The 14745-nt window shown below is 40.7% G+C and carries 15 protein-coding genes; 8 read left to right on the forward strand and 7 right to left on the reverse strand.

Going from position 1 to position 14745, the window contains the following annotated elements:
- Positions 1-388 precede the first annotated feature (388 nt).
- On the forward strand, positions 389-1438 hold the full coding sequence (gene dusB, locus FTV37_RS15505; protein WP_257224363.1) for a tRNA dihydrouridine synthase DusB: 1050 nt from the start codon (positions 389-391) through the stop codon (positions 1436-1438).
- Positions 1439-1553: 115 nt separating this feature from the next.
- Here the strand turns inward: dusB and FTV37_RS15510 are convergent, their stop codons facing one another.
- Positions 1554-2597 carry a nitronate monooxygenase family protein gene (locus FTV37_RS15510; protein ID WP_180007737.1) on the reverse strand — a complete coding sequence of 348 codons (1044 nt, stop codon included), beginning with the start codon at positions 2595-2597 and terminating at the stop codon, positions 1554-1556.
- Between the two features lie 213 nt (positions 2598-2810).
- Here FTV37_RS15510 and FTV37_RS15515 point away from each other — a divergent pair, with 213 nt between their 5' ends.
- The 3 genes from FTV37_RS15515 (at position 2811) to FTV37_RS15525 (ending at position 5446) form a co-directional block, all read left to right on the forward strand.
- Positions 2811-4070: a putative DNA modification/repair radical SAM protein gene (locus FTV37_RS15515; protein ID WP_180007738.1), complete on the forward strand. Its 1260-nt coding sequence runs from the start codon at positions 2811-2813 to the stop codon at positions 4068-4070.
- Positions 4071-4079: 9 nt separating this feature from the next.
- Positions 4080-4859: a TIGR03915 family putative DNA repair protein gene (locus FTV37_RS15520; protein ID WP_180064235.1), complete on the forward strand. Its 780-nt coding sequence runs from the start codon at positions 4080-4082 to the stop codon at positions 4857-4859.
- A 65-nt stretch (positions 4860-4924) separates the two neighbouring features.
- Entirely contained in the window at positions 4925-5446 is a 522-nt protein-coding gene (locus FTV37_RS15525) for a hypothetical protein (RefSeq protein WP_180064236.1), read from the forward strand.
- A 40-nt stretch (positions 5447-5486) separates the two neighbouring features.
- On the opposite strand, the gene FTV37_RS15530 is transcribed toward FTV37_RS15525, so the two are convergent.
- The 5 genes from FTV37_RS15530 to metK form a co-directional block, all read right to left on the reverse strand.
- On the reverse strand, positions 5487-6698 hold the full coding sequence (locus FTV37_RS15530; RefSeq protein WP_180064237.1) for a YeeE/YedE family protein: 1212 nt from the start codon (positions 6696-6698) through the stop codon (positions 5487-5489).
- 135 nt (positions 6699-6833) lie between these two features.
- Positions 6834-7535 carry a VIT family protein gene (locus tag FTV37_RS15535; protein WP_180064238.1) on the reverse strand — a complete coding sequence of 234 codons (702 nt, stop codon included), beginning with the start codon at positions 7533-7535 and terminating at the stop codon, positions 6834-6836.
- 145 nt (positions 7536-7680) lie between these two features.
- The gene (locus FTV37_RS15540) at positions 7681-8025 is read right to left on the reverse strand and encodes a hypothetical protein (protein WP_078193577.1); all 345 of its coding nucleotides are present in this window, start codon (positions 8023-8025) and stop codon (positions 7681-7683) included.
- 151 nt (positions 8026-8176) lie between these two features.
- Positions 8177-8617 carry an SMI1/KNR4 family protein gene (locus FTV37_RS15545; protein ID WP_180064239.1) on the reverse strand — a complete coding sequence of 147 codons (441 nt, stop codon included), beginning with the start codon at positions 8615-8617 and terminating at the stop codon, positions 8177-8179.
- A 169-nt stretch (positions 8618-8786) separates the two neighbouring features.
- Positions 8787-9953 (reverse strand): methionine adenosyltransferase, encoded by a 1167-nt coding sequence (metK, locus tag FTV37_RS15550; protein WP_078188779.1) that lies wholly within the window; start codon positions 9951-9953, stop codon positions 8787-8789.
- Between the two features lie 444 nt (positions 9954-10397).
- On the opposite strand from metK, the gene FTV37_RS15555 reads away from it, so the two are divergent.
- The 4 genes from FTV37_RS15555 (at position 10398) to FTV37_RS15570 (ending at position 14304) form a co-directional block, all read left to right on the forward strand.
- A complete protein-coding gene (locus FTV37_RS15555) occupies positions 10398-10823 on the forward strand; it encodes a pilin (RefSeq protein ID WP_180064240.1) in 426 nt (141 codons plus the stop codon).
- Between the two features lie 463 nt (positions 10824-11286).
- Positions 11287-13275 carry a transketolase gene (gene tkt, locus FTV37_RS15560; RefSeq protein WP_180064241.1) on the forward strand — a complete coding sequence of 663 codons (1989 nt, stop codon included), beginning with the start codon at positions 11287-11289 and terminating at the stop codon, positions 13273-13275.
- Between the two features lie 182 nt (positions 13276-13457).
- The gene (locus FTV37_RS15565) at positions 13458-13673 is read left to right on the forward strand and encodes a hypothetical protein (RefSeq protein ID WP_078188774.1); all 216 of its coding nucleotides are present in this window, start codon (positions 13458-13460) and stop codon (positions 13671-13673) included.
- Between the two features lie 187 nt (positions 13674-13860).
- Positions 13861-14304, forward strand: coding sequence for an N-acetyltransferase (locus tag FTV37_RS15570; protein WP_227591806.1), 444 nt, complete (start codon positions 13861-13863; stop codon positions 14302-14304).
- Between the two features lie 52 nt (positions 14305-14356).
- On the opposite strand, the gene FTV37_RS15575 is transcribed toward FTV37_RS15570, so the two are convergent.
- The gene (locus FTV37_RS15575; RefSeq protein ID WP_257224362.1) at positions 14357-14644 is read right to left on the reverse strand and encodes a hypothetical protein; all 288 of its coding nucleotides are present in this window, start codon (positions 14642-14644) and stop codon (positions 14357-14359) included.
- Positions 14645-14745: the final 101 nt, after the last annotated feature.

Genomic DNA, 14745 nt, shown 5'->3' on the forward strand with positions numbered 1-14745 from the left:
AAGTAACTTGGACCAGTGTTGATCATTTAGCATTGTTCGAGGCATAGCGAGTGTAAAATTGGGTTTGGCGATTTAATTTTACTATCTCGCTATTTTTTTAATCAACAAATGTCAACAGACCCTAAACTATCGCATTGCAAATTTGCCGTCCAATTCCGAGGCTTCAAATTCCTCAATTCAATCGTTGAGCAATGTTGATATTCATTGTCATCATTCAATTGTATAATCATTGCCATGAAACGTTTTTACGCTCAACAGATTTTGCGAACATACATTTGAATTTAGCATTGTTAAAAGTGGCTTCGAAGATTTCGAATGTGGTTCGGGCATCATTTGCTAAATATAGCTAGAGGTTAAAACATTGAGTCAACATCCTGTCATTCAAGAATTGTTCGATCGTCCCATCGAGAGAAAACTGTGGGTGGCACCTATGGCAGGGGTTACAGATCGCCCATTTCGTACACTTTGCAAATACTTTGGTGCAGGTCATGCGGTCAGTGAAATGATGACGGCAGATAAGACACTACGCATGAGTAAAAAGAGTCTTTATCGTGCCAATTTTGATGGTGAAATAGCGCCTATTTCTGCCCAAATTGCAGGGTCAGATCCAGCTGAACTGGCTGAAGCCGCTCGCTATCAAGTGGCAAATGGTGCGCAAATTGTCGACATTAATATGGGATGTCCGGCGAAGAAAGTCTGTAATAAGTTAGCAGGTTCAGCGCTGCTCAAAGATGAAGACTTAGTGGCTCGCATTTTAGATGCTGTGGTTGATGCAGTTGATGTGCCCGTGACCTTAAAAACCCGTTTGGGCTATCTCAATGGTCATGAAAACATTATGCGCGTTGCGAAACGTGCCGAAGAAGCTGGGATTGCTGCATTGGCGCTTCATGGTCGTACACGTGAAGATATGTATCTGAATACGGCGCGTTATAGCTTAATTAAAGATGTGAAATCGTTGATCAATATTCCTGTGATTGCCAATGGTGATATTGATACACCTGAAAAAGCCAAATATGTACTGGATTATACCGGTGCTGATGCAGTCATGATTGGCCGTGCAGCTCAAGGTCGCCCATGGATATTCCGTGAAATAGGACATTACCTGACGACGGGTGAGCATATGGCGGCGCCAAGTATTATGGAAGTCCGTGACGTATTACTCGGACATTTATCTGAGTTATATGGTTTTTATGGTGAATATTCAGGTTGTCGAATTTCACGCAAACATATTGCTTGGTATACCAAAGGTTTACGTTCTAGTAATGAGTTCCGCCAAAATATGTATAAAGTTGAATCTACAGCAGATCAATATAAAGTCGTCGAGGACTATTTCAATCACCTACTCGATCATGGTCAGATCATGAGTGATGTTCAGGTTGATCATGTCAATTTGCTTGAAACCAAACGAAGTAGATCTGCATTATTCGATACAAAGTAGGTCGATTTAAGCTAGTTAGATTGATTTGAAATAAGTACCTAATTAATAAAAAAGCCCTCAATATTGAGGGCTTTTTTATAGGCATTCATGTTTGAATGACGCGTTGAGCGAGGTCTTAGTTAAAGCGCATTTCTAAAATCAATTGATTGATCAAGTCGGGTGCTTCCAATTCACGTATTTGAGAGACGTTGGTTCCCGCCCAAAAAGCACCATATTCATGTACACCATGCTTGCTAGCAGCGGCATGTAATTGTTTGCCTAAATCATAGCTATATGGGTAAGCCGGAACGGTCGGGCGTGTTGGTGTGTCAATATCTGTGTGCCAGTTATTGATAATGCCACGAGCAGGGCGGCCTGAAATACTTGATGTAATCTGCGTGATGGGTGCATCAAATAATGCTTTGCGATAAGCTTCATTTGCATTTGATGTTTTGCATTGCACAAAAGCAGTGCCCAATTGAACAGCATCTGCACCCAACTCCATAATTTGATAGGCCTGATGTCCATTCATAATGCCGCCAGCAGCAACAATGGGGCATTGAATATGGCGTTTCAAGAGCTGAACCAAATCACGAGTCTTGACGCTGCTATCAAAGTTTTCATTGAAAATGCCGCGGTGACCACCAGCTTCAATACCTTGAGCAATCACGATATCAATGCCTGCAGCTTCGATCAGTTTAGCTTCTGCTAAGTTGGTTGCAGAAACTAGAGTCAAAATACCCGCTTGTTTCAAGGCCTGGATTTGATGTGGATGTGGAATACCAAAATGGAAGCTTACCGCTTTAGGGCGCGTTTCCAGTAAGAGGTTTAGAAAATGGTCATTGTCTTTAAAGCTTGGATAAATACAGTTCAGTGCTTCTGGAGCTTCTGCATTATATTGAGCAAAGCGTGATTTAAATTGCATGATCCATTTGGCAGCAACTTGTTCATCGAGTTCTACTGTATCATGACAAAAGAAATTCACCTGAAAAGGTTGGTCAGTAAGTTCTTGAGTTTGTAAAATTTGCTGACGTGCATTCTCAACACTGCTTGCACCTAAACCCAGTGAACCAAGTCCACCTTGATTTGACACTTCTGCAGCAAGCTCAGGTGTAGAAACACCTGCCATTGGGGCAAGAAATATAGGGTGTTTGATGCCAAGTTTTTCTAATAAAGTCATGTGCATACTCCAATCACTCTAATTACTTTGCCCAAGCGAGTGAAATTAAGCAAATAATATTCGTTATTTCATATCAAAATGGTCTTATGCTTACACGAAAGTTGTACTTGAAATTAAGCGACACCTCGTGTCGTAGTAATGATGTATGACCCGACTTTTGAGGTGGATCCTTTTAAAATAATGCTGTGTTCACTTTAAATTTATAATTCTCCCATGTCTGAACGTATCCGTGAAAAACTGCAAATTTTAGCCGATGCTGCCAAATATGATGTCTCATGTTCTTCGAGTGGTAGTAAGCGCCAAAATAAAGACAAAGGTCTGGGTAATACTGGAAACGGCATTTGCCATAGCTATACCGAAGATGGTCGCTGTGTTTCGTTATTAAAAATTCTATTTTCCAATGTCTGTATTTTTGACTGCGCATATTGTGTGTCCCGTCGAAGTAACGACGTAAAGCGCGCAGCATTTACGGTACAGGAAGTGGTCGATTTGACCATGAATTTTTATCGTCGGAACTATATTGAGGGGCTATTTTTAAGTTCGGGAATTTTTAAATCAGCAGATTACACCATGGAGCGCATGTTGCAAGTGGTGAAAAAGCTGCGTTTAGAAGAAAATTTCAATGGTTATATTCATCTGAAGACCATTCCGGGGGCATCTCAGGAAATCATTACCGAAGCAGGTTTATATGTCGACCGTATGAGTATTAATTTGGAAATGCCGACAGAAGATGGGTTAAAAAAATTTGCACCTGAAAAAAGCCATGTCGAAGTTCAAAAAGACTTAGGTATCGTCCGAGACCGTTTGATTCAATTTAAAGATGAACGAAAAATAATACGTACAGTGCCTAAGTTTGTACCCGCAGGACAAACGACGCAAATGGTGGTGGGCGCACATCAAGAGTCTGACCGTGATGTCATACTGATGGCAGACCGTCATTACAAAGAGTTTAAGCTTAAGCGTGTGTATTACTCAGGTTATATTCCAATTAATGAAGAGGAGCGTGCGCTGCCAGCTGTGGGTTCTGCGCCACCGTTATTACGAGAAAATCGGTTGTATCAAAGTGACTGGTTGATGCGTTTTTATGGGTTTGAAGCGACAGAGTTGGTCGATGAAGAGCATCCAAATTTAGAATTGGATATTGATCCAAAATTAGCGTGGGCACTGCGTCATCCAGAGCAATTTCCCGTGGATATCAGCCGTGCAGAATATCAGATGATCTTGCGAGTGCCGGGTATTGGTGTACGTTCTGCTAAAAAAATTGTTCAAGCACGACGTTTTGGGAAAATCCATATCGACCAATTAAAACGTATGGGTATTTCCTACAACAGAGCACAACATTTTATACGCTGTGAAGATTCTCCCAAATTTATTCGAGATCAACAGCCACATCAAATACGTCAGCAGATCTTGCAAAGTGGTCAGTCGAAATATACTCAGCAGATTTCACATCAATTGAACTTAGGTTTTTAGGATACAGTCGTGAGTATTTATGTCTTTGATGGCACGATGACAGGATTACTAAGCTGCATTTTTCGGGCCTTTCAATTTAAGGAATTTGACGTACAGATTTGCACGGATGGGCAAGTACAGGCGGGTCTTTTCGCCGATGTCATTGATGTAGCAAGTCATGATGAACATGCACAGCGGGTATGGCAGGGTTTAAAACTCAAAGCATCTGATCGTGCGTTGAAACAGTTTTATTATGCATTTTTATCCGAGCAGCAGCAGGCTTTTCAGCATTGCTTTAATTTTGCAGTGTATGTGTTTCAGCAGCAGCGAGATGTATCAAAGAATTATGGTCATGCAGACGTATTGGGTCTGAGTCAATGGGCGAAGCAAGTGGGACGTGAAAAACATCGTATGGAAGCTTTTGTGCGTTTTAAAAAATGTCAGGATGGTTTGTTTATTAGTTTAGTCTCACCTGATTTTAATGTATTGCCTTTGATCGAGCGGCATTTTAAGGCACGCTATCAAGATCAGCGTTGGTTGATTTACGATGAAAAACGCAACTACGGCATTTACTATGACTTAAAACAGGTGCATCAAGTGGATATGGATGCCACAACCATAGATGGGCAAATACAGTCAGGCCATAGTCAATCTTTCAATATCGAACTGGATGATGATGAGGTTTTATATGATCAGCTTTGGAAAGATTATTTTAGAAGTGTCAATATTGAAGCCCGACGTAATATGAAATTACATGTGCAGTATGTGCCACGTCGTTATTGGCGTTATATGAATGAGAAAGCGATTTAAGTGTGAATCATCTAGTTGTTTTCGGGCATAATGATTGCGCTTTTGATTGTTTAAGTGAGACCTTGATGAAATTATTTCTTGTTACGACCGTTCTGACGGCAATGACGCTCACGGCGTGTTCTGCAAATGAACAAGAAAAGAAAACATTCAATCCGCAAAGTTATCAAGTTGCCGATACTGCGGGATTACAACTACGCTTTGAACAATTAAATCAAACTCTAGCTACAGATTTTAGCCAACTAAAAAAAGTAGAAAGTATGGCTTTTTCAGATCAATCCGCTTTAGATGTTCAGAACTTAAAAACTTTAAATCAGCATTTTGTTGCTAATACCGCTTTAAAAAGCTCCAAAATTGCCTATTGCGAAGTAATGAATCATTATTTTACCGAAATGTATCATCTTGGACATGTGAACTTGGCCTTGGTGAAAGACGTTAAACTGCCAAATGCCGCAAATGAAGATTTGAGTCAGGTGTTTGCGAATGCTGACCAATTTTATGATTTTATTATCAACCGCTATACCACATACAAACAGGCACAAGAAACCATGCAATATGGTTGTAATCTAAAAGGCGCACTGAAAGATTAAAAAAAGCCCCTCATTTGAGGGGCTTTTTATTTCACAGAAATTAGCAGCCTGTTAGTTTTTCAGGTTGTGGACGTTCGCCAGGGAAGAAGATTGGACGTAGTTTGACGCCGATACCGTTCCCAATGAAGGCAAATACTAACCATAACCAGCCATGCAAACTACCTGAAGCAATACCGCTGAAATACGCTCCAATGTTACAGCCGTATGCTAAACGTGCGCCATAACCTAACATCAAACCACCGATAACCGCCGCTAGCAGTGAGCGTTTTGGGATATTAAAGTTCGGTGCAAATTTGCCTGCTAGGCTCGCTGCGAGTAATGCACCGAGCATGATGCCGAAATTCATCATCGACGTGATATCAAACCATAATGATTCGGTCAGTGCTTTGGCATTCGCAGGTTGCTGCCAATATGCCCAAGATGCAACATCGATCCCCATGACACTTGCTGATTTTGCGGCCCAAACGGCTAAGGCAGAGGTCACGCCCCAAGGACGGCCTGCAAGTGCGAGTGTGGCAAAGTTTAGTAAAGTCAGGATAATTCCGCCCCAAACCAATGGCCATGGACCACGTAGAAAGCGTTTCCAGCCGTGTTGGTTAGCTTGCGGCTCAACTTCAAGCTGACCATGGCGTTTCTTTTCAAAGTAAACTGTTGCTGCTGCAATGATTGCAAAAACTACAAAGTTTAATGCCAGTGCAGGAACTACACCAAAGCTTTTGACTAAAGAAATCGGCTCAAAGTGGGGAAGGTCAAACCACCATTGAATATGTGAAGTTGCAATCAGTGAACCTGTACAGAAAAAGATCAACGTTACAATCATACGTGCGCTACCAGCGCCCACAGTGTACAGTGTACCTGATGCACAGCCTCCGCCGACTTGCATACCAATACCAAAAATAAAGGCACCGATCATCACGGACATTGAAACAGGATTAACGTTACCTTTGACTGGGTTGCCAAATAATTCACCCGCACCTAAAGCAGGGAAGAAGAGCAGTACAGCCAAAGCCAACATGATCATTTGTGCACGCAAGCCACGACCACGACGCTCTTTAATAAAGACACGCCAACTTGAGGTAAAACCAAAAGATGCGTGATAAAGGGTCATACCCAAAGCACCGCCAATTAAAAATAGCAATGCTTGGTTAACGCCTACAACCAGATAAGCACCAAGGGTGCCTAAAATTAATAAAACAAAAGCCACCCAAATCGATACATTGGATCGATTGGCTGGCGTAGCAATAACAGACATGGAGAAAAAAGCTTAAAAAATGTATCTCTATTTTACGGTTTTTATATATTGTAAAAATGAATATTGTTGAAAAATCACATAATCATTGCTATGTATAATTGATTTAATATATTTAAAAAACTGATGAAGTGGGCATTAAACTGGATTTACATTAAATAAAGAACCAATCCAACTAGAAAAAAGCATGGCTGCAATGCCCCAAAGCGCAACACGTAGACTGCCTTTCAACATAGAAGTGCCAGCTGCATAACTGGCCAAGGCACCGAGGAGTGCTAGGGAAATTACGCCAACGGCCATAACAGTTTTTTCAATATGCATGTCAGCACTGATCAAGATCGCAACCATCGGAAATAGCGCACCAATTGAAAATGCTAAAGCCGATGAGAGTGCTGCTTGAACGGGTTTTGCTGCGGTATTGTCATGGATTCCAATTTCATCTCGTGCATGGGCCTCTAGTGCATCATGGGCAGTTAATTGGACTGCAACTTCATGTGCTAGGTTCGGCTCTAACCCACGATTTACATAAATTTGAGTCAGCTCTTTAAGCTCCATATCTGGGTTACGTTGTAATTCTTTATGCTCCATGTGAAGATCTGCTTTTTCGACGTCTTCTTGAGATTTCACAGAGATATATTCGCCCGCCGCCATAGAGGTTGCACCAGAGATGAGTCCTGCAATGCAGGTAATGAGTAAGGTATGGCTAGAAGCACCACTTGCAGCCATGCCCATAATTAAACTAGTAACGGAGATAATGCCATCATTTGCACCGAGTACAGATGCACGTAGCCAACCCGTACGTTCCATAAAATGTTTTTCGGCATGATGTGAGTAAGACATTATTTTCTCTAAGTTTGTTATTTATATGACCTCATAAGATTGACCTGACATCAGTTAAATTTCAAGTTAAAAATAGATTGAAACAGTAAGTTGAATAAAATACAGATATAAAAAAGCACCCGAAGGTGCTTTTTTTATAAAATGCTTATTGCTGCGCTTTTTCTTTCACGTCAGCTGCACCTTGTTCAACAGCACCTGCTGTTGCAGCAGTTGCGTCTTTAGCTGCTTCTTTGGCATTGTGTGCAGCAGCTTCAGCATTTTCTGCAGCATTTTCGGCTGCTGTCGCAGTTGCAGTTGCAGCATTATCAACAGCAGTAGCTGTCGCAGTTGCCGCATCTGAAGTTGCATCAGCGATGTCATGGCCTGCTTGGTCAGCAGCGTTTTCTAAGTGTTCACCAGTTGTTGCACCTGTTTCTGGCGCTTTGTCTTTATTACAGCCAACAAGTGCAACAGTTGCAGCCAAACCTAAAGCAACAAGTAATTTATTCATTTTGATCTTTCCTTTTTTTGTTATGCCCGTAGCATGGGCTGAATTTATATTAGCTGAAAAAATATTCAAAAATCGATCAAAAATTGTTGATTTAGTGTAATTTTATCCAGCATATTTTGTAGTTTAAAAGCCTTTATATCTACTTATAGCGTTAAGGGTTTTGTCTAAATAATTCTTCAATTGAAGTCACAAGTAGATAGATAAATTCACTGTCTTCATGGCGCCATAAATATATTTCTTCCCCCAATTGTGTATCGTCTACCGTACGCATCAATAAATAATCGCCATCACCGTTATGTGCAATGGCAATGCTGTTTTCAGGGAAGTCTTCAATTTTACTTATAGTTTGATGTTCTGCGGCTAGATGATTCATCGTACGTTTTATTCTTTTCACATCGCTGGTGTCTTGGAAGGGAAAAAGCCACCAAGCTTCGATGTCATCACCATCTTTAAATTCATCCGCACTAGAAAAGCTAATGCCGAATTCGCCACTATTTTCAATTTGCATTTTGGCTTTATATTTTTCTGGAAACTTAAATCCTAATTGTTCTTCAGTTGCAGTAATAAATTTTAAGTCTAATGGAAAGGGCATGATGTTGTTCTTAAATTATTTTGGTGTTTTATGAATAAGCTAGGCGTAAATTTTAGTCAATATTTTTTACACTCGTTATTTTTATCCTAGATGTTTTTGTTATGGACATACGGGCCATAAAAAAGCCTGCAATCAATGCAGGCTTTTTTGAGAAATTAATCTATTAAGATTAAAGACCAGCAGATGCTTTAAGCGCTTCCACTTTGTCAGTTTTTTCCCATGTAAATGCGGTATCAGAACCTTCACGACCAAAGTGACCATACGCAGCAGTTTGTTGGTACATCGGTTGGATTAAGTTCAACATACGAGTAATACCGTATGGACGTAAGTCAAAGTGTTCACGTACAAGTGCAATAATCAAATCTTCAGATACTTTTGCAGTATTGAATGTGTTGATCGAGATAGATGTTGGTTCTGCAACACCAATCGCATAAGACACTTGAATTTCACATTTGTCAGCTAGACCAGCAGCCACAATGTTTTTAGCAACATAACGGCCTGCATAAGCAGCAGAACGGTCAACTTTTGATGGATCTTTACCAGAGAACGCACCACCACCGTGACGAGCCATACCACCGTAAGTATCTACAATGATTTTACGGCCTGTTAAACCACAGTCACCTACAGGGCCGCCAATGACGAACATACCTGTTGGGTTGATGTGGAATTTAGTGTCTGCATGGAACATTTCAGCAGGAATCACTTTTTTCACGATTTCTTCAATTACCGCTTCTTTCAATTGAGCTTGGGTAATTTTTGGATCGTGCTGAGTTGAAAGTACAACTGCGTCTAAGCGAACTGGCATGCCATTTTCATAAGCAAATGTTACTTGGCTTTTTGCATCAGGACGTAACCAAGCAAGTTTGCCTTGTTTACGTAGTTCAGCTTGTTTTTCCATTAAGCGATGCGCATATGAAATAGGTGCTGGCATAAGCACATCAGTTTCACGGCTTGCATAACCAAACATTAAACCTTGGTCGCCCGCACCTTGATCTTCTGGTTTTTGACGGTCAACACCCTGAGCAATTTCAGGTGATTGTTTACCGATCATGTTGATCACGGCACAAGTTGAACCATCAAAGCCAAGATCTGAATGATGGTATCCGATACCATTTACGGTATTACGAACAATCGCTTCAAAGTCAACATTTGCAGTTGTTGTGATTTCACCGGCAAGTACAACCGCACCCGTTTTTACAAGCGTTTCACAAGCAACCCGTGCATATGGGTCTTCTTTTAAGATTGCATCCAAAATAGCATCACTGATTTGGTCAGCCATTTTATCCGGATGGCCTTCGCTTACAGATTCCGAGGTAAATACAGCGTACTCGCGCATAAGTCCTATCACAGTTAAATTTAAAGACGCAATATGTTACATCGAGAAAGCGTTTAGGACTAGCTTAACATGACCAAATTGGATGAAATTAATTCATTTCAATGACTTTTTAATTGATATAGGCATCTAAAAAATTGATATGAGCAATGGATTTCTCAATTTAATTTTTTATGATGAGATAAAACTGAGATATTTTGTTTTGGCACAAGCAACAATGTGATTAGGCGTTAAAATGCCTAAAGTGGCATTTTAAGTGAATCAATTATAAGAAAAAATCAAATCAATATCCTGAGATTTATCGATAATGAATGTCATGAACTGCCAGAATATGACTGTAAACGACAATTATTCGTTTAATTTGAAAAATAAAACACAATAAATGCGGGCTTTTGAGACTTGGTACGCAAATTGCCTAGTTGTCATTACGTTGAATGGGGAAACGTAATGAAACAGTCTGGTTTTACACTCATTGAAATCATGATGGTAGTGGCAATTATCGGCATTTTGGCTGCAATTGCTACTGTATCTTACAATGGTTATGTCGCTCGAGCGCAAGTGGCTGAAGTTTTAACAATGATTTCATCCTATAAATTGAAACTGATTGAAAATTATTCAGCAGAACAAAGCTGCATAGATTTGAATACAGCGCTGAATGAAAGTATCAGTACCAAATATATTGCGAGTAGTGAAATTACTGATGTGGCAGGAACGTGTTCAGTGGTTTTTACGTTTAAATCAACAGATGTCAATTTTGCTCTTCGCTCAAAGCAGATCTATTTTAGTATTCCAGATGGTTTAAATGGTGCTTGGAATTGTCAATCGGATGATATTTCGCAGCGAAATTTACCTGCTACATGTCGTGGGATCTAAAGTATTGAATGTGAAACCGTGAGTATATTGGATAAGTGCTGATTTTACAGGGATGATTACGACGTTTGAGTTACCCAAACCTTAGTGGGTTTAATTATTGAAAGTATTTCATATTTCAAATGGTCATTTATCTGGACAAGCTTTGGCCGCTATTTTTATTCACGATTTCCATTCGATGTATCGGACTTTTATCAGTTATAAAGCGTTTACTTTCTCTACCAAACTCTAAATATGCATTGCGCTGTCATTGATTCGCCATATAAAAGCATCACTGTATACAAAATAAACGACATACATAGGGTTGAAATTGAGCAATAAGCGCCCAAAATACAGGTGGTGCAGGAATAATTAGCGAAAATTTGCCCCTGAGGCTTTACCCATTCCGCTTTTTTTAAGACAATATGCGCATCTTTGAATTCTTATTCATCTAACTCTTTTAAACCATTTGTTTGGACTCTGACCTATGACAACCCCGCTTAACGAACGTCGTATTGCAAACGCAATTCGTGTATTGGCAATGGATGCTGTGCAAAAAGCAAATTCAGGACATCCAGGTGCTCCAATGGGGATGGCAGATATTGCTGATGTGGTATGGCGTGAATTCCTCAACCACAACCCTGCAAACCCACAATGGGCAAACCGTGACCGTTTCGTATTGTCAAACGGCCATGGTTCTATGTTGCAATATGCGTTATTGCACTTAACAGGTTATGACCTGTCTATTGAAGATTTGAAATCTTTCCGTCAATTGCATTCTAAAACTCCAGGTCACCCAGAATTGGGCTATGCACCGGGTATCGAAACAACCACGGGTCCATTGGGTCAAGGTATTGCAAACGCTGTAGGTTTTGCACTTGCTGAAAAAACTTTAGCGGCTCAATTCAATAAAGAAGACATCACAGTTGTAGACCACAACACATACTGTTTCTTGGGCGACGGCTGTTTAATGGAAGGTGTTTCTCACGAAGCATGTTCATTGGCTGGTACTTTGGGTCTAGGTAAATTGGTTGTTTACTACGATGACAACGGCATCTCAATTGACGGTGAAGTGGAAGGTTGGTTCTCTGACGACACAGAACAGCGTTTCTTGGCATACGGTTGGCAAGTGCTTAAAGTTGATGGTCATGATGCAGACGCAATCCGCGCAGCAACTGTTGAAGCGAAAGCTGAAACAGCTAAACCAACTTTAATTATCTGTAAAACCATTATTGGTTTAGGTTCTCCAAACAAACAAGGTAAAGAAGATTGCCACGGTGCGCCGCTTGGTAATGATGAAATCGCTTTAACTCGTGAAGCTTTGGGCTGGACAGAAGGTCCATTCGAAATTCCTGCTGATGTATATGCAGCTTGGGATGCAAAAGCGAAAGGTACTACTTCTGAATCTGCTTGGAACGACACATTTGCGGCTTATGCTGCTAAATATCCAACAGAAGCGGCTGAACTCAAACGTCGTCTTTCTGGTGAATTACCTGCTGACTTCGCTGTAAAAGCGGATGCTTATATTGCAGAAGTAAATGCAAAAGCTGAAACAATCGCTACTCGTAAAGCGAGCCAAAATGCCATTCAAGCATTTGCACCACAGCTTCCAGAAATTCTAGGTGGTTCTGCTGACCTTGCAGGTTCTAACCTGACTTTATGGAAAGGCGCAGAAGGCGTTGAATCTAACCCAGCGGGTAACTACGTTCATTACGGTGTACGTGAATTCGGTATGACTGCAATTGCGAACGGTGTAGCGCTGCATGGCGGTTTCGTTCCTTATGTAGCAACATTCCTGATGTTCATGGAATATGCACGTAATGCAGTACGCATGTCTGCATTGATGAAACAGCGTGTGATTCATGTGTATACACATGACTCAATTGGTCTAGGTGAAGATGGTCCTACACACCAACCTGTAGAGCAAATTGCATCTTTACGTGGTACACCAAATCTAAACACTTGGCGTCCATGTGACACTGTTGAAGCGTCTATTTCTTGGAAATCTGCATTGTTACGTAGCGAAGGCCCTACAGCGTTAATCTTCTCTCGTCAAAACTTGCCATTCCAAACTCGTACAGCAGATCAAATTGCTGACGTAGCGAAAGGCGGTTATGTACTTGCAAAAGAAAAAGGTGAGTTGAAAGCAATCATCATTGCAACAGGTTCAGAAGTTTCATTGGCAATGGATGCTTACGCGCAACTTGAAGGTGTGCGTGTGGTTTCTATGCCATGTGCTGAAGAATTCGTAAAACAAGACGCTGCTTACCGTGAAGCGGTTCTTCCTGCTGCGATCCGTGCGCGTGTTGCTGTTGAAGCTGCGCATGTGGACTACTGGTGGAAATTTGTAGGTCTTGATGGTCGTGTAATCGGTATGACGACTTACGGTGAATCTGCTCCAGCAAAAGACTTGTACCAACACTTTGGTATCACAGCTGATGCTGTTGTTGCTGCTGTGAAAGAAATTACCGCTTAATCTGTAAAGATTAACCGTAATAAAGACGCCCCAGAGAAGGGGCGTTTTTTATTGCAGAGATTAAATTTATTTTTAATTGTGAAATAACGATTTGTAACGAATGAATTAAAGCATTGGTTTAAAATTAATTCATTCATGCAGTATTCAGCCACGGGTGCAATGTTGCCCCAAGTGAGGAAACGATGAGCCTTTACGATCAGATAAATGATGAAATTGTACTGATGGATGCTGGTGAACAGAAATGGATAGGCACGGACTTAGAGCTTGAAGCCATGGTTGCAGTAGAGTTGATGTTGCAAGATTTGCAAGAAGACAAAGTGATTAAGATTCGCCGTAAGAACCATGAAAAGCATACAGGTTTAAAGCAGGTAGATCGGATCTTGGTTGAAAAGCTATAAGCTGAATAGTTAAAAAGTCCGAATCTTCGGGCTTTTTATTTGCCTATCGTATTTATAAAACAGATAAGAAAACGTTCTTTCAAGACTCATCATGTTTAAAAAGAGCGCATAAAATACAGTGTTTTCAACACAAAATGCTTTATTTCAGTTATAAAAATCCAGTGATCATTTAAAAAAGACATTGAACGTGCAAATACAAATTAAAAATTTAACTGAAATTTCAAAAAGCCAATGGCAGCCGCTCTGGGAGCTGTATTTAGAATTTTATAAAAGTCAGGTGGCGGATGCAGTGACCGAGCGAACATGGCAAAGGTTACATGCTGCTGAGTGCGAACATATGTATGGCTTTGCAGCCGTAATTGAACATCAAGTGGTTGGGATCGTGCATGTCATTGAACATGAGAGCTGCTGGACATTGCAGCCTTATGCCTATTTGCAAGATTTATATACGCTTGAAGAATATCGCGGGCAGGGTATTGGTAAGGCGCTGATCGCGAAAGTGAAAGAATATTGTGATCAGCGGCAGTGTGACCGTGTGTATTGGCTTACGCATCAGGACAATGAAACTGCGCAAAAGCTGTATGATCAAATCGCGAGAAAAACCGGATTTATCCAATACCGCTGTCATTAACTCAATGTAAAAGGCCATTCCAAATCAACAGCAGCTTTTGCGCATCTCAGTATTAAGCTGAAACTTTAAAGTTTTTAGTCGGGTCTGCATCTTGCTGAATGATCCATTCTCCACCTACGCGGAATGATGATGCTGAGGCATAGGTATCTTCCATAAATTGGAAAAAGCTGATTAAACCGTTTTGAACTTTGGCTTTAATTGAAAAAGGCGAGGTGAAAGTATTTTTTGCATAGACTGAGGTGTAGGTGAATTGACCAAATACAGCTACAGTTTCATCTTCAGCGATCATATCGGTGATTTGAAAGTCGTCGATAAGAGATGGATCCGGAAATTTGAACAACTCCTATAAGTGATACTCTGCTCCTCAAATGATGTTATAAACATCAATATATGGAGTATTTTATGGCACGTAGACCAAGAAGAAATCATTCAAACGACTTT

The sequence above is a fragment of the Acinetobacter sp. YH16042 genome, assembly GCF_013417245.1.
GTDB classification, from domain to species: Bacteria; Pseudomonadota; Gammaproteobacteria; order Pseudomonadales; family Moraxellaceae; genus Acinetobacter; species Acinetobacter amyesii.